Origin of the sequence: Saccharopolyspora erythraea (genome assembly GCF_018141105.1) — a bacterium.
Lineage (GTDB): Bacteria > Actinomycetota > Actinomycetes > Mycobacteriales > Pseudonocardiaceae > Saccharopolyspora_D > Saccharopolyspora_D erythraea_A.
The window spans coordinates 677075-692602 of sequence record NZ_CP054839.1; the positions used below are offsets into that span (position 1 = coordinate 677075).

General features: G+C 72.0%; 14 protein-coding genes. 11 read left to right on the forward strand and 3 right to left on the reverse strand.

From position 1 onward, the window contains the following. Nucleotides 1-383: 383 nt before the first annotated feature. Genes HUO13_RS03215 through HUO13_RS03250 form a run of 8 tightly spaced genes read left to right on the forward strand, consistent with a single transcriptional unit; the run spans nucleotide 384 to nucleotide 10937 of the window. Nucleotides 384-2210 carry an ABC transporter ATP-binding protein gene (locus HUO13_RS03215; RefSeq protein WP_211900011.1) on the forward strand — a complete coding sequence of 609 codons (1827 nt, stop codon included), beginning with the start codon at nucleotides 384-386 and terminating at the stop codon, nucleotides 2208-2210. Further along, nucleotides 2203-3207: a GNAT family N-acetyltransferase gene (locus tag HUO13_RS37250; protein ID WP_249124416.1), complete on the forward strand. Its 1005-nt coding sequence runs from the start codon at nucleotides 2203-2205 to the stop codon at nucleotides 3205-3207. Before HUO13_RS03215 ends, HUO13_RS37250 begins: the two co-directional genes overlap by 8 nt. Further along, a complete protein-coding gene (locus HUO13_RS03225) occupies nucleotides 3204-5876 on the forward strand; it encodes an aldehyde dehydrogenase family protein (RefSeq protein ID WP_211900012.1) in 2673 nt (890 codons plus the stop codon). The genes HUO13_RS37250 and HUO13_RS03225 overlap by 4 nt, the downstream gene beginning before the upstream one ends. Beyond that, entirely contained in the window at nucleotides 5873-7555 is a 1683-nt protein-coding gene (locus HUO13_RS03230) for a thiamine pyrophosphate-binding protein (RefSeq protein ID WP_211900013.1), read from the forward strand. The genes HUO13_RS03225 and HUO13_RS03230 overlap by 4 nt, the downstream gene beginning before the upstream one ends. Further along, a complete protein-coding gene (locus HUO13_RS03235; protein ID WP_211900014.1) occupies nucleotides 7539-8096 on the forward strand; it encodes a hypothetical protein in 558 nt (185 codons plus the stop codon). The genes HUO13_RS03230 and HUO13_RS03235 overlap by 17 nt, the downstream gene beginning before the upstream one ends. After that, nucleotides 8093-9202 carry a beta-ketoacyl synthase N-terminal-like domain-containing protein gene (locus HUO13_RS03240; RefSeq protein ID WP_211900015.1) on the forward strand — a complete coding sequence of 370 codons (1110 nt, stop codon included), beginning with the start codon at nucleotides 8093-8095 and terminating at the stop codon, nucleotides 9200-9202. Before HUO13_RS03235 ends, HUO13_RS03240 begins: the two co-directional genes overlap by 4 nt. Before the next feature lie 50 nt (nucleotides 9203-9252). Further along, nucleotides 9253-9996, forward strand: a complete 744-nt coding sequence (locus HUO13_RS03245) for a phosphatidylserine decarboxylase (RefSeq protein WP_211900016.1) — start codon at nucleotides 9253-9255, stop codon at nucleotides 9994-9996. Beyond that, the gene (locus tag HUO13_RS03250; RefSeq protein WP_211900017.1) at nucleotides 9993-10937 is read left to right on the forward strand and encodes a dimethylarginine dimethylaminohydrolase family protein; all 945 of its coding nucleotides are present in this window, start codon (nucleotides 9993-9995) and stop codon (nucleotides 10935-10937) included. The genes HUO13_RS03245 and HUO13_RS03250 overlap by 4 nt, the downstream gene beginning before the upstream one ends. Nucleotides 10938-10967: 30 nt before the next feature. Here HUO13_RS03250 and HUO13_RS03255 read toward each other — a convergent pair whose 3' ends face one another. Next, nucleotides 10968-11255 carry a DUF2530 domain-containing protein gene (locus tag HUO13_RS03255; protein WP_211900018.1) on the reverse strand — a complete coding sequence of 96 codons (288 nt, stop codon included), beginning with the start codon at nucleotides 11253-11255 and terminating at the stop codon, nucleotides 10968-10970. A gap of 50 nt (nucleotides 11256-11305) precedes the next feature. On the opposite strand from HUO13_RS03255, the gene HUO13_RS03260 reads away from it, so the two are divergent. The 3 genes from HUO13_RS03260 to HUO13_RS03270 all read left to right on the forward strand — a co-directional run bounded on the left by HUO13_RS03260 (nucleotide 11306) and on the right by HUO13_RS03270 (nucleotide 14660). Further along, a complete protein-coding gene (locus HUO13_RS03260; RefSeq protein ID WP_211900019.1) occupies nucleotides 11306-12766 on the forward strand; it encodes an NCS2 family permease in 1461 nt (486 codons plus the stop codon). 94 nt (nucleotides 12767-12860) lie between these two features. Beyond that, nucleotides 12861-13295 carry a MarR family winged helix-turn-helix transcriptional regulator gene (locus HUO13_RS03265; RefSeq protein ID WP_009945148.1) on the forward strand — a complete coding sequence of 145 codons (435 nt, stop codon included), beginning with the start codon at nucleotides 12861-12863 and terminating at the stop codon, nucleotides 13293-13295. Between the two features lie 24 nt (nucleotides 13296-13319). After that, a complete protein-coding gene (locus tag HUO13_RS03270) occupies nucleotides 13320-14660 on the forward strand; it encodes an MFS transporter (RefSeq protein ID WP_211900020.1) in 1341 nt (446 codons plus the stop codon). A 197-nt stretch (nucleotides 14661-14857) separates the two neighbouring features. On the opposite strand, the gene HUO13_RS37255 is transcribed toward HUO13_RS03270, so the two are convergent. Both HUO13_RS37255 and HUO13_RS37260 read right to left on the reverse strand, forming a co-directional pair. Continuing rightward, the gene (locus tag HUO13_RS37255) at nucleotides 14858-15193 is read right to left on the reverse strand and encodes a GNAT family N-acetyltransferase (protein WP_249124417.1); all 336 of its coding nucleotides are present in this window, start codon (nucleotides 15191-15193) and stop codon (nucleotides 14858-14860) included. Next, nucleotides 15194-15385 (reverse strand): hypothetical protein, encoded by a 192-nt coding sequence (locus tag HUO13_RS37260; protein ID WP_249124418.1) that lies wholly within the window; start codon nucleotides 15383-15385, stop codon nucleotides 15194-15196. Nucleotides 15386-15528 lie beyond the last annotated feature (143 nt).

Sequence of the window (15528 nt, forward strand, 5' to 3'; positions counted from 1 at the left end):
TTCGAGTGATCGCCGCTCTACTCATCGGCCGATGTCACGCCGAAATCCGCGCTCGGCCAAGCGGGTGACCAGCGCGCACGGCGTCCGGAGGGAAGTCGTTTCGATTGCGAATTTCCCTTCCGGAAAGGGCGGTAAGCGAATCGGGTCCGGATCACCGGATTGAGTAATGGGAAGTGCGCGGACACCGCTACTGCCGTAATTTCGGGCAATGGCGGCGCGGGTTCGCATGCTCCCGCGCGCTCCCCGAACCCCCCGACTCGTCCGGAAGGCGGTGCCGTCACGACAACGCGTCCGGTGATCCGCCGGATCCCGAGCACGCGTTCGACACGGCAGGCACCTCCCGCGAACCCCGACCGCTTTTCGCGCAGATCACAGGAGAACAAATGGAGCCGGACGCGGCGTCGCGACCGACGTCGTCCCTGACGACCCTCATCAGCAGGCTCGCACCCTTCCGGGGCGCGCTGACCGTGGTCCTCCTCCTCGAACTGGGTACCCGCGCCGCGGCGCTGGTCCAGCCGCTGGCCGCGCGCGCCGTCGTGGACGGCGTCGCGGCGCGCGCCGACCTGATGTGGCCGATCGCGGTGCTGGGTGCGGTCGCGATCGTCGGCCTCTGCCTCAACTACGCGGGCTTCCACCAGCGCGGAAAGCTGAGCGAGCGCTTCGTCCTGGGCCTGCGCAAGTCGATGGCCAGGCGGATCGTCGGCGCCCCCGTGTCCTACGTCGAGTCCCGGTCCACCGCGGACCTGATCTCCCGCGTCGGCGCCGACAGCACCCTGATCCAGCAGACGACCGTCAAGGCGTTGGTGGACCTGGTGGTCGTGCCGCTCACCGTCGTGGCGGGCATCGTGCTGATGCTGACCATCGACGTGTTCCTCGCGGTGGTGGTGATCGTCCTGCTCTCGGTGGCCGGGCTGGCCGAGGCCGGGGTGTTCCGGCGGGTCGTCGTCGACACCGAACGCGCTCAGGAGCACGTGGCAGCGCTGACCGGTGTGGTGCAGCGGGTGCTGCTGGCGTTCCGCACGGTCAAGGCGTCGCGCAGCGAAGGGCGGGAGGCCGAGTCCTTCGACCACAACGCCGACTCGGCCTACCGGGCGAGCGTGAAGGCCGTCCGGACGGGGGCGCTGGCCGACACGGTGGCCTACGCGGCCGTCGACTTCACCTTCCTGGTGACGCTCGCGGTCGGCGTGGTGCGCGTGAGCACCGGCAGCGTCGGCGTCGGCGACCTGGTGGCCATCCTGCTCTACGTCGTCTACATCCAGGAACCGGTGGAGGCGCTGACGAACTCGGCGGGCAAGCTCTCCGAGGGCCTGGCCGCCCTGCGGCGCATCACCGAGCTCCTCGACGCGCCGCAGGAGACCGACACCGCGGCCACTCCGGCCCGGACCGAGGTCCCGGCGGTGTCCAACGGTTCCAAGGCGCCGGCGCCCCGGCGGACGGTGCGGTTCGACCAGGTGTGGTTCGGCTACGGCGACCAGCCGGTGCTGCGCGACGTGTCCATCGAGGCGGTGCCGGGGCTGACGGTCCTGGTCGGTTCGTCCGGCGCCGGGAAGACCACACTGCTCAGCCTGGCGGAGCGGTTCGTGGAACCCGAGCGGGGCGCGGTCCTGCTCGACGGGACCGACGTCCGCGAACTGCCGCTGGCGGAGCTGCGCGGCCGCGTCGCCTACGTGCAGCAGGAAGCCCCGCTGCTCGGGGAGACCATCAGGGAGGCCGCCACCTACGGCGTCGACGGCGTCGACGAGCAGCGGTTGCGGCGAATCCTGGAGTCGGTCGGGCTCCAGACGTGGATCGAGGGACTGCCGCTCGGGCTCGACACCGAGGTCGGCGAGCGCGGCGTGCAGATCTCCGGCGGCCAGCGCCAGCGGCTGGCCGTGGCGCGGGCGCTGGCGCGCGACAGCGAGGTCCTGCTGCTCGACGAGGCGACCTCGCAGCTCGACCCGCTCAACGAGCAGAACCTCGTGCGGTCGCTGACGCGCGACTTCCGCGACCGGGTCGTCATCGCGGTCACGCACCGGATGCCGATGGCCTACCAGGCCGACCAGGTGATCATGCTGCGCCACGGCTCGGTCCACGCCCGCGGTACGCACGACGACCTGCTGTCGGACCCGCACTACCGGCAGTTGATCGCGTCGCCGTCCGCCGGTTCCCCCGAACTGGCGGAGCAGCTGACCGCGTCGGGGGAGGACGGGCGGGGTGAGCCCGGTGCCTGAGGACTACACGTGGCGACCGCTGCGAGCCGACGACGCGCAGCGCTGGGAGTCGATGATTCGCGGGGTGGCCGCGTGGGACCGCCCGACGCTGGAGAGCACGGCCGCCGAGTTCGCCGAAGTCCTCGGCGAGATCGACCTGGCGAGCGACAGCCTCGGCGTCTTCCGCGGCGAGGCGCTCGTGGGCTACTCGCTGGTGCGGTCGGGGCGTGGCAGCGGGTGGTACGAGATCCAGGGGTGCGTGCACGGCGAGCACCGGGGCCGCGGCCTCGGAACCAGGCTGCTCGGCTGGGGACGCACCCGGGCCGCGCGGCGCTGTGCCGCGGCGGGAACAGCCGGCGAGTTGCGCGTGTGGTGCCCGGAGCACAACGCGGCCCAGAAGTCGCTCGCCGAGCGGATCGGCCTGCGGCCGACGCAATGGCATCTCGATGTCTTCTCCCAGCTCGACCAGGCGCCGCACATCGAAGCGCCGGAACTGCCGGAAGGATTCCGTGTGCGGGTGTTCGAGCCCGGGTTCGACGCGAAGGTGCGCGAGGTCCACAACCGGGCTTTCGCGGGCCAGGAGGACGGCTGCTTCGACGCGGACCGGTGGCGTCGCGAGGTCACCGGCAAGTCCGGCTTCCTGCCCGAGCTCTCGTTCGTCGTGCTCGACGACCGGCAGGCAGTGGTGTCCTACCTGCTGTCCTTCTCGCTCGACGACGGTGACGGCGAGCCGGCGTGCTACCTCGGCTACATCGGTACTCCGCCCGAGACGCGGGGGCGGGGCCTTTGCCGCGCCCTGCTCGCCGAACACCGCGGGCGAGCACGGGAGCTCGGCTACACCGCACTGTGTTTCAGCGCCGACGAGTCGAACCCGACGAAAGCCCTGGACCGGTTCGAGCACATCGGCCTGTGGGATCCGGAGCGCGACGAGGTCGACCGCTGGGTCTGCTACAGCGGGGAACTGCCCGGCGACACGACCGCCCCGGGGATGACCGAGCCGCCGCTGGAGTCCCGATGACCGGCGGCCTGCTGGCGGCGAACTCGGTCCGTCCCTGGTCCGAGGTGGAGCGCGCCGCATGCGGAATCGCGGAGGGGCTGCGCGAGCGCGGGGTCCGGACGGCGGACCGCGTCCTGCTCTGCGGTGACAACTCGGCGGAGTACGTGCTCGTCCTGCTGGCGCTGATGCGGCTCGGGGCCTCGATCGTGCTGACCGACCACCGGCAGACGCCGCAGGAAGCGCGCCGCGCCGCGGACCTGGCCCAGGTTCGGTGGACCGTCGCCGATGCCGGTGTCGCTACCGCCGTAGGCCGACGGCTGGAGATCGCCGAGCTCGTCGCGGACCGGCCGGACGCGGGTGCCGGGGAGCTGTCGCTCCGAGACTGGTACTCCCGTCCTGACGGGCTCGTCACGTGGTCTTCGGGCACCCGGGGTCCGGCCAAGGGTGTCGTGCGCTCCGGCAAGTCCTTCCTGGACAACGTCGAGCGGTCGCGGCGGCGGATGGGATACCGCCCCGACGACGTGCTGATGCCGTTGCTGCCGTTCTCCCACCAGTACGGGTTGTCGATGGTGCTGCTGTGGTGGCAGGTCCGGTGCTCGCTGCTGGTGGCGCCCTACCGGCGGCTCGACCACGCGCTGGAGCTGGGCAGCCGCTGGGGGGCGACGGTGCTCGACGCGACGCCGATGACCTACCACAGCGTGCTCAACCTCGGCGCCGGTCGCCCTGGGCTGCTGGGAGCGCTGCGCACCGTGCGGATGTGGTGCGTCGGCGGTTCTCCGCTCAGCCCCGCGCTGGCCGACCGCTTCCGCGCCGCGACGGGACGGCCGCTGCTGGACGGCTACGGCAGCACCGAGACCGGCAACATCGCCCTGGCCGCGCCCGGCGACGAGACCGGGTGCGGGCACCCGCTGGACGGGGTCGAGGTCGAGGTGCTCGACACCGCGGGCGCCGCGGCGGCACCCGGATCGCTGGGCGAGATCGTCGTGCGCTCGCCGGACCTGACCAGCGGATACCTCGAGCCCGACGGTGGCCTCCGCCCGCTCCCGCCCGGGCCGCACCGGACCGGGGACGTCGGGTTCGTCGACGAGGACGGCCACGTCTTCGTGCTCGGCCGTCGCGGAGCGGTCCACCGGATGGGGCACACGCTCTACCCGGAGGTGCTCGCCCACAAGGCCGCCGCGTGCGGGGCGCCGGTGCACGTGCTGGCCACCGAGGACGAGCGCACCGGGTGCCAGCTCGTCTTCGTCGTCGCCGACCCGAGGCTGCGCGCCGGCGGGTACTGGCGCAGGCGGATCCAGGACGTGCTGCCTTCCTACGAGCATCCCAACCGCGTTGTCGTCGTGGAGGAAATGCCGTTGAACAGCAATGGGAAGCCCGACAGCGGACAGCTCGACAGGCTCGTGCGCGACACCGCGTCCGGTGCGCCCTCCAGCCCGTCGGTCCCCGCCCAGACCCGTCGCGCCCCGGCCCCGCGCACCGCTCGCATCCCGTTCGCCGAGCGCCTGGACGCGCTGCGGGCGGTGGAGGACTTCCTGCGCGACGAGCGCGGCGCGGTGCTCGACGTCCTCACCGAGATCTCCCCGCACAAGGCCGCCGAGAGCGAGCTGGCCAGCGCGCTGGCCACCCTGGCCGGTGCCCGCGCCGAGGTCGAGGGCCACGGGCCGCGGCGGCTGTCCCGGCTCGCGGTCTTCATGCCCTCCAACGTGCTCTGCTACTCCTACGTGCTGTACCTGCTGGTGCCCGCGCTCTACGCGGAGCGGATCGACTTCCGGGCCTCCGCGCAGGTCGCGGCCCCCGCGCGGCGGCTGCACGAGCTGCTCGCCCCGGTGCACGGCCTGCCGGTCGACTCGCACCAGGTGAGCCAGCGGCGCTTCGTCGACGAGTCGGTGTCGCGGGCCGACGTCGTGGTGTTCACCGGCGCCTACGACAACGCCGAGCAGATCCGGTCCCGCCTGCGCCCCGAGCAGCTCATGCTGTTCTTCGGACAGGGCGTCAACCCGTTCGTCGTCGCTGCCGGCGCGGACCTCGACCTCGCGGTGGCCGACGCGGTCCGCATCCGGATGCTCAACTCCGGGCAGGACTGCTTCGGGCCGGACGTGTTCCTGGTCGACGCGGCGGAGGCGGACCGCTTCGTCGAGCTGCTGGTGAAGCGGCTGGGCGAGCTGCGCTACGGCGACTACCGCGACCCCGACGCCGACTACGGGCCGCTGTTCTACGACAGCGCGCTGCAGAAGGCCACCGAGTACCTGCGGCGCGACCACGAGCGGATCGTGTTCGGCGGCCGGGTGGACCTGCGCGACCGGCACCTGCACCCGACCGTGCTCGTGCGTCCGGCCGGCGACGAGCTGGTGGTCGAGGAGCTGTTCTCGCCGATCTTCAACGTCGTCGTGCACCACGACCGCGAGCAGCTGCGGGCGGTGCTGCGCACGCCGTTCGTCACCGATCGTGCGATGGCGGCGATGGTCTACGGCGACGACCCGGAGACGGTCGAGCTGCTGGCCAGGCGGCACCAGGTCTGCCTCGGCCGCACCATCCTCGACGCCGAGAACGGCAACCGCCCGTTCGGCGGGCACGGGATCGTGGCGAACTACGCGGCCCACGGCGGAAGGCGGGTCGCCGAACCGCTGCTGGTCTCCAAGGCCGTCGCCGATCACCTGTCCGCCCCCTCCGACGTGATCGGTGGCCGGTGACCGTGGAGAGCTTCCCCAACGCCTGGCACGCCGTCGTGGACCACCTGCGCGACGCCGGTGTCTCCGTCCTGTTCGGACTGCCCGGCGACGACCTCGAAGCGCTTTGCGCGCTGGAGAAGGCAGGCATGCGCATGGTGCTGTGCCGGGACCAGCGCAACGCGGTGTGCATGGCCGCCGGCTACGCGATCCAGTCCGGGCGGCCCGGGGTGTGCGTGGTGGGCAAGGGACCGGCGACGGCGAACGCGGTCGGCGGACTGCTCGAGGCGCGCAGCGCCGGCGCGCCGGTGGTGGTGCTGGCCGGAGGCACGGCGGCCGACCGCCGGGGTAGCGGAGCGTTCCAGGAGCTGGAGCAGATCCCGCTGGTGACGCCGGTCGTGAAGTGGGCGCACCGGATCGACCACGCCGACCGGGTGGTGCCCGCGGTGGAGAAGGCGTTCCTGCTCGCGGGGTCCGGTGCCCCGGGCCCGGTGTACCTGGAGATCCCGGACCACCTGGCACACGTGCCGGTCAGCCGGTTCCGGGCTTGGTCGCCGCCTGCTCTGGTCGGAGCGACCGCGGTGTCCGGCACCGGGCCGGCCGTCGCCGCGCTGGAGGCGAGCCGGCGTCCGATCCTGCTGGTGGGCGGCGGAATGCGGCACCGCAACGGAGACGGGGTGCTGGAGTCCTTCGCCGACACCGCCGGTGCGGCCGTGTTCAGCACCGCGTCCGGTCGCGGCACCGCGTCGGAGGACCACCCGCTGTTCTGCGGGCTCGCCGGGCTCTACTGCCCGGAGGCCGCCGCCGAGCTGTGGCGCACCACGGACCTGGTGGTCGCGGTGGGCACCGCGCTGGAGGAGACCGCCACCTACGGCTGGGACGGGGCCATCGGCGCCGAAACCCCTGTCGTGCAGGTGAACTCCGACCCGGGCGGCCTGTCCACCGAGTACGGCGGCCTCCGAGTGGTGGGCGACGGCGCCGACGTGCTGCGCGCATGGACCCGTGCGCTCGCTTCGAAGCCGCGGGACGAGTCGTGGCCGGCCGCTATCGAGCGGTGCCGCGCCGACGTGCGGGCGCAGGCCGAGGACCGGCTGGCGCGGATGACGGCGGGCGACGGCCTGCACGTGGCCGAGGTGCTGGCGGCTATCGACGCGGTGGCGCCGCCGTCCCGGATCCTGGTGCAGGAGAACGGCCTCCAGGACATGTGGTCGTACTTCTACCCGTACCACGTGTGCCGCACGCGTGGCGGCAGCCTGGTCCCCTCGGAGCAGACGACGCTCGGCTTCGGCGCGGCCGCCGCCGCGGGAGCCAGGCTCGCCGCGCCGGACCGCCCGGTCATCGCCTTCGTCGGCGACGGCGCGTTCGCCACCGTCCGCTCCGAGCTGTCAGCCCTGCGCCGCGAGGGCGTCGGCGTGGTCTACGTGGTGTTGCGCAACGGCGGCTACGGCTGGCTGCACGCGCAGGTCACCAGCCGGGGCCTGGACCACCGGCTGCACCCCTTCGCCGCCGACGAGGAGGAGCAGCCGGAAGGCGCGGTCGTCCGGGAGAAGTCGCAGCTCGAGGACGCGCTGCGGGACGCACTGGCGACCTGCGAGCACGGCGGCGGGCCGGCGATCGTCCACATCGACGTCCAGCTCACCGACACCCCGCCCGGCATCACCGGACTCGACGGAGATTTCCCCGGCCATGCCAACGAGATCTGACACGGTCCTGGTCGGCACGACCGCACCGGTGCGAAGCGCGGACGCGCGGGTCGTCGGCGGTTGGGAGTCGACCACGGCGGCGGTCACCGCGACGCTGGAGGCCGCGATCGGCACGCTGCCCGACGACGTCGGCGCGTCCGTTCCGGTGCTGGTGCTTGCCGACACCTACAGCCGGTGGGCTGCCCGGCGCTTCGCCCGCCGCTGCGCCGACCCCGCGCGGCGGTTGCGCCCGTCGGACTCGACGGGCCTGGAAACCTCCGAGTTGCTCAGGAAGTTCGCCATCGCCAGCGGCTGGCGCGGTCCCTGCTACCTGCTGGCGGGTTCGGACGCGGCGGAGGTCCTGGAAACGGGCCGCGCGTTCGCCGCGACCGGTCCGGTGGTGCTGTGCGAAGTGGCGCCGCTGGACACCGACGCCCTCGACGACCCGGGTTGCACGGTCACCGCGATGGTGCTGACCGATGCGGACTCGGTGCCCGACATCCCGCACGCGCCACCCGGCGCACTCCTGGCCGCCGCCGGCTCGGTGGGTGGTCGGGGATGACGGACGCGGTGATCACCGGGCTCGGCCTGGTCACGCCGTTCGGCCCGGGCGCGGACGCGTTCTGGGACGCCCTGCGCGCCGGCCGCTGCGCACTCGCTCCGCCCGCGCGCTTCGACCCGCCGTCCGAGCACGGCGAACCGGTCGGCGAAGTACCGCCGGACGCGGTCACCGGCGTGCCGCGCAAGCAGGCGTACCTCACCGCCGCGCTGTCGGAGGCGCTTGAGTCGGCGGGATTGGCGGGGCTGCCCGACGACGCGCTGCTCGTGCTGGTCGGCCAGGCCCCGTGGGAGCCGGGCGATGACCCGGACTGGCACGAGTTCGTGGGTCCGGCGCAACCGCGCGCGACGCGCACGGCGTACTTGACGCACGCGTGCGCTTCAGCCGCGTTCGGCATCGCCTTCGCCCGGGACGCCATCCGGGCGGGACTCACCGGAACCGCCGTCGTCGCGGGCGGCTCCGCGCTCAACCGCTACGAGTACGCCAGCCTGCAGGCGGTCCGCGCGATCAGCCGGTCGGCCGCGCGCCCGTTCGACCGCGAGCGGTCGGGCATCAGCATCGGCGAAGGCGGCGGAGCCGTCGTTCTCGAGGACGCGAGCCGCGCGGCGTCGCGGGGAGCCGCGACGGACGTGCTGGTCGCCGGAGCGTGCCGGCGGGTCGGTGCGGGCAAGTCGGCGGCCTCGGACACCGGCCTGATCGAGGAGTGCGTCCGCGAGGCCCTCGCCGACGCCGGGATGGACCGGCTCGACCACGTGCACGCGCACGCGACCGGGACACCGCAGGGCGACCAGGCCGAGCTGGCCGCGCTGGAAGCCGTCGCCGCCGCGCTCGGCCGCGACGACCTGCCGGTCAGCTCGCACAAGGGCGCGATCGGCCACCTGCTGCACGTCTCGTGCCTGCCTGCCGTCGTCGCGGCCGTCAAGGCGTTGCGCACCGGGGAGACGCCCCCCACCGCGGGGCTGACCGACCCCGAACCCACCAAGCGGCTGCGGCTCGCGCCCGGCCGCATCCCGGTCGACGAGCCGGCCACCGCGGCCGTGACCAGCTTCGGCTTCGGGAGCAACAACAGCACCGTCGTCCTCGCCCGGCGTCGCGACACCCCGGGCTGACCACCGGCGGACGCCGAACCCACCCGAACCGACCCGATTGGACGACCGACATGGTGAAGTCCCTGCGCCGCTGGATCGACGAGGACGTCAAACCGTTCCGCGACGAACCGGTCAGGTGGCTGTCGGAGCAGTACTTCTTCCGCGACCCGCTGCGCCCGGTCCACGCCGACCCGGACCTGTTCCTCTCACCCGCCGACGGGGTGATCCTCTACCAGGACGTCCTCGACCCGGACGAGCCGGTCGTCGACATCAAGGGCTGCCCGCACACGATCCGCGAAGCCCTGCGCGACGACTCCTACGCCGAGCGCAGCCTGGTGATCGGCATCTTCATGTCCTTCTACGACGTGCACGTCAACCGGGTGCCCTACTCCGGCCGCCTGTCCTACCGCGAGCTGGCCCCCATCGACACCTTCAACCTGCCGATGCTCGACGTGGAGCACGAGCTGCTCGACGAGCTGCGTATCCCGGCGGGCGGTTCGGAGTACCTGCGGCACAACCAGCGCGTGGTGAACCGCATCGACGTCGGTGCGCTGCACCTGTCGTACTACGTCCTGCAGATCGCCGACTACGACGTCAACCGCATCACCCCGTTCGTGCTCGGCCAGCAGCAGGCGGTGCAGCAGGGCACCCGGTTCTCCCAGATCCGGTTCGGCTCGCAGGTCGACCTGATCATCCCGCTCTCCGGCACGCACGACCTCGTCCCGCTGTGCCTGCCGGGCGGGCACGTCGAGGCAGGAGTCGACGCGCTCGTGCGGATCGCCCCGAAGCAACCCGGAAAGGAACAGTCGCGATGACCATGAGCACCGCCGTGCAGCGCCCGCGCAACCCGACGCAGTTCGAGGGGCCCGCGTTCCTGCTGAACGCGCCCTTCTCGTTCTCCACCGAGGTCGCCAACAACATCTGGATGGAGGAGATCGACGAGGAGGAGCGCCGGCCCGACTACCGCAGGGCGATGGCGCAGTTCCTCACGCTGTACCGGTTCCTGGCGGCCGAGGGCATGGTCTACCTGCTGCCCACGCCGCGGCCGGACGGCCTCCAGGACCTCGTGTTCACCGCGAACCTCGGCATCGTGCTGGAGCACCTGCCCGCGCGCGACACCGTGGTCGTCTCCAACTTCACCTCGCCGCCGCGCGCCGGTGAGACCGGGGTGGGGGTGCGCTTCTTCGAGTCCATGGGTTACCGCGTCGTGGTACCCGAGACGAAGTTCGAGGGGGAGGCCGAGCTCAAGCACCTCCACGACGACGTCTACGTCGGCGGGTACGGGATCCGCTCGCAGCGCGAGACCTACGAGTGGATGGAACGCACCTTCGACATGACCGTGGTGCCGCTGGCGCAGCGCGACCCCCACCTCTACCACCTGGACTGCGCGGTATTCCCGATCACGCGCGAGCAGACGCTGGTGTGCACCGGCGTGCTGGAGCAGGAGGAGCTGCGCCTGCTGGAGAAGCACACCGAGGTCGTCGACGTCTCGGTGGACGCGGCCTACACCGGGCTGTGCAACTCGGTCCGGCTCAACAACCTGATCCTCAACGCCTCGCACGTCCACGAGCTGTCGGCGGGCAGCGAGGAGTACCGGCAGGAGATCGCGAAGAACCGCGAGCTGGAGGACGTCGCCACCCGGCTGGGCTTCGAGATCGCGCTGGTCAACCTGAGCGAGTACCACAAGAGCGGGGCGCTGCTCTCGTGCATGGTGATGCACCTGAACCGGCACTCCTACCGGTACCGGCTGCTCTGAGACGCGGACGGGGCCGGGGCGGGCCGCCGCTCAGCCGTCGAGTCCCGACAGCCCCTTCCACGCCCCGCGTGCCCCGCGGCGGGACGCCGAGCGCTGCCATCGGAAGACCCCGTAGCCGACGACGCCCAGCCCGCAGCCGACGGCGCTGGTCCAGAACTGGATGCCGCCGGGGGCCATGACGGCGAACACGACCGCTCCCGCGCACCAGAGCACGGTGCCTGCCAGCACCACCGGCGTCGGCTCGGCGAGCCTGGGCGGCAGGGCGGGCACGTGCCGGTGCCCGAACGCGGTGGGGGCGGATTCGCTGTCGTCTACCACGTCAGGCAGGCTACCTGGGTCACCAGCAAGAACGCCGGGGAAGCGGGTAGATGAGCAGCACCACCAGACAGCCGGTACTGGACCGTTACTTCAAGATCACCGAGCGTGGTTCCAGCATCGCCCGCGAGGTGCGCGGCGGAGTGGTCACGTTCGTGACGGTCGCCTACATCATCGTCCTGAACCCGCTGATCCTCGGCAGCTACTCGGCCGAGGACGCCACCGCCAAGCGCGACGTGCTCGGCAACATCCTGCCGGTGCCGCAGGTCGCCGCGGTGACCGCGCTGGTCGCGGGTGTGATGACCGTCCTGTTCGGCCTCATCGCGAACTACCCGTTCGCCATCGCCGCCGGGCTGGGCATCAACACCCTGCTGGCGGTCACCATCGCCCCGCAGGTCACCTGGCCGGAGGCGATGGGCCTGGTGGTGATCGACGGCATCATCATCCTGGTCCTGGTCGCCACCGGGTTCCGCACGGCGGTGTTCAACGCGGTGCCGCCGGAGCTGAAGGCGGCCATCGCGGTCGGCATCGGCGTGTTCATCAGCTTCGTCGGCCTGGTCGACGCCGGTTTCGTGCGGCGGCTGCCGGACGAGGCCAACACCACGGTGCCGGTCGGTCTCGGCATCAACGGCTCCATCGCGTCGTGGCCGACGGCGGTGTTCGTGTTCGGGCTCGTGCTCACCGCGGTGCTGGTGGCGCGCAAGGTGCGCGGCGCGATCATGATCAGCGTCGCGGTCAGCACCGTGCTGTCCATCGTGATCGAGACGATCGTGCAGGCCGGACCGTCCAAGGGCGTCAACCTCCACGGCTGGAACCTCGGCTACCCGGCGCTGCCGGAGAAGGTGATCGACCTGCCCGACCTGTCGCTGGTCGGCGACGTCTCCTTCGGCGCCCTGACGCGGCTGCCCGCGCTGGCCGTGGCGATGCTGGTGTTCACGCTGGTGCTGGCGAACTTCTTCGACGCGATGGGCACCATGACCGGCCTGGGCAAGGAGGGCAACCTCGCCGACTCGCAGGGCAACCTGCCCGGCATCGGCAAGGCGCTGGCGGTCGAGGGCGCGGGCGCGGTCGCCGGCGGCCTGGGCTCGGCCAGCTCGAACACGGTGTTCGTGGAGTCGGCCTCCGGCATCGCCGAGGGGGCGCGGACCGGCCTGGCCAACGTGGTCACCGGGCTGCTGTTCCTCGCCGCGATGTTCTTCACCCCGCTGTACCAGGTGATCCCGGTCGAGGCGGCCGCCCCGGCGCTGGTGGTGGTCGGCGCGATGATGATGAGCCAGATCCGCCAGATCGACCTGTCGGACTTCACGATCGCGCTGCCCGCGTTCCTGACGATCGTGGTCATGCCGTTCACCTACTCGATCGCCAACGGCATCGGCGCGGGCTTCATCAGCTACGTGGTGATGCAGCTCGCCACCGGGCGGGGGCGGAAGGTGCACCCGCTGATGTGGGTCGTGTCCGCGGCGTTCGTGCTGTATTTCGTCGCCGGGCCGGTCAGTGATGCGTTCGGTGCCTGACCTGGAGGCCCGCTGCCGCTAGGCTCTTGCGAAATCGTGACCGTTCTGCACGGTTTCTGTCCGAATCGCCTAGATAGTTTGGTAGACTAACGACGTGTCCGAGATTGCCGAGCGCGAGCGCACCCTGGCCAGCAGGCTGCGGGTCGCGGTCGTCCGCCTGAACCGCAGGCTCCGGGCGCAGAGCACCGGTTCTGCGATCACGCTCTCCCAGCTGTCGGCGCTGTTCTGCCTCAACAAGGTCGGCCCGATGACACCGGGCGAGCTCGCGGCCAAGGAGGGCGTGCAGCCGCCGTCGATGACCAGGGTGATCGCCGCCCTGGAGGACTCCGGGCTGGTGGTCCGGCGGGCCCACCCCACCGACGGCAGGCAGGCCATCGTCGAGCTGACCGACGCGGGCAAGGCCCGCATCGACGAGGAGGTGTCGGCGCGCGAGCGCTGGCTGGACCTCCAGCTCGCCGACCTCACCGAGGAGGAGCGCACCACCCTGTGCCGCGCCGCGGAGATCATCGACCGGCTGGCGAGCCGCTGACCCCGAGGAGCTGACCGCGTAACAGTGTCCGAAGAGACCTCGTTCCGGCCGGGAGCGAAGGCACCCGGCGAGGTCCCGGACAACCTCACGCGGTCGTCCACATCGGACGCATCCGGTGGCGGTGGCATGTTCCGCTCGCTGCGCGAGCGCAACTACCGCTACTACGCGTCCGGGCAGGTCGTGTCGCTCACCGGCACCTGGATGCAGCGGGCGGCGCAGGACTGGCTCGTCCTGGAGCTCTCCGGCGGCAACGCGGCGGCGCTGGGTGTCGCGGTCGCGCTGCAGTTCATGCCCACCCTGCTGCTGACGCTGTGGGCCGGGGTGGCCGCCGACCGCTTCGACAAGCGCAGGCTGCTCATCGGCGTGCAGAGCGCGCTCGGGGCGTGCGGGTTCGTGCTGGGGCTGCTCGACGTCACCGGCGTGGTGGTGCTGTGGCACGTATACGCGCTGTGCCTGGTGCTGGGCTGCTTCGCCGCGGTCGACGCGCCGGTGCGCCAGTCGTTCGTCACCGAGATGGTCGGGCCCGCGCAGGTCACCAACGCGGTGGCGCTGAACTCGATGACGTTCAACCTGGCCCGCATCGTCGGACCAGCGGTGGCCGGCCTGATGATCACCGCGGCCGGCACCGGCTGGGTGTTCCTGGCCAACGGCCTCAGCTCGGTCGCGGTGGTCACCGGGCTGGCGCTCATGGACCCGGCCAGGCTGCACCGGTCCGCGCCGCCGCGGGAGAAGCGCGGGCAGCTCGTGGCGGGCCTGCGCTACGTGCGCGGGCGCCCCGACCTGATCACGCTCATGGCCCTGGTGCTCTGCATCGGCACCTTCGGGATGAACTTCGAGAACACGCTGGCGGTGCTGGCGCGCAACACCTTCGAGCGGGAGGCCGACGGCTACGGCCTGCTGATCACGATGCTCGCCGTCGGGACGCTGTCCGGCGCGTCGCTGGCCGCCCGCCGCAGCGCCCGCGGAGGGCCGCGCATGCGGCTGGTGCTGATCGGTGCGGCGGCGTTCGGCGCGCTGGAGGTCGTGGCGTCGATGATGCCGGGCTACTGGACGTTCGCGGTGGCGCTGATCCCGGTCGGCATCGCGGTGATGACCTTCACCACCAGCGCGAACGCGACGGTGCAGCTCTCGGTCGAGCCCACCGTGCGCGGCCGGGTCATGGGGCTGTACATGCTGGTCTTCCTGGGCGGCAAGCCGCTGGGCGGGCTCGCGTCGGGCTGGCTGGCTGCGGTGCTCGGCCCGCGGTCGCCGCTGATGATCGGCGGCCTGCTGTCGCTGGCGGCCGCACTCGTCGCGGCGGGTGTGCTCGCCCGCCGCAGAGCGCGCGGTGGACGTGTCGGAAGCCGCCTGGAAGGCGATTCCTAGCTCTGTGCCACAAGCGGCGGAGCCGCTTGCGGTGTGGGACTCAGCTGGACCACCCGCGGGTTCTCAGCTGTCTTCTCGCGAGGACAGCTTCGACGCCGCGTATCGGACATACGTCAGTCGGAGATCCCGGAGCGAGAAGGCGGCTGAGGTTCCGCCAGGCGACCCACTACGCAAGCCACATCCGAAACATGTCAGCGCTACGAGGCGCTGAGGGGTTTGACGTACCGGTGGACCGGGACGGCGACCGTTCCGGTGCGGGTCGGCGCGTGGTGCACGATCCGCCCGGTGTCCTGCCACCCGTGCAGCTCGTAGAAGCGGCGGGCGGTGGTGTTGCCGGGGACCACGGCCAGCCACGCCTCGCGGTGTCCCGAGGAGAGCCGGGTTTCCGCGGCCTGCAGCAGAGCGGTGCCGACACCGCGTCCCCGGGCGTCGCGGTCGACCGCGAGCTGCACGACTTCTCCGTCGTCGGGCCCGACGATGACGAGGCCGATGAGATGCCCGGCGTTCTCCGTCGCGACCGTGGTCGCCGACACCTACCTGGCCGCGTAGTGCGCGAAGTGGGCGGAGTCGCGCAAAGCCATCAGCTCGTCGGGCACCCGGTCGCGGTGGCCGTCGAGCCAGGCCGTCTCCCAGAGCGGGGCCACGGCGGGCAGATCGGCCGGGGTGGCTGCCCGCAGGAGGAACCCGGATGAACCGGCCTCCCGGCGGGGCTGCGTGTGCGGCATGGCGTTCTCCGTCCTCGGAGGCGGCGGCCCAGCTTGTCACCGTCGCAACCGCTGGCGCCAGTGACAGCGCCCTCGTCGGGCTGCGTCTTCAGGCCGGTCCGGGCGTCTGACCGTTGATTTCCGGCGCGCGGGATTCGTTGTGG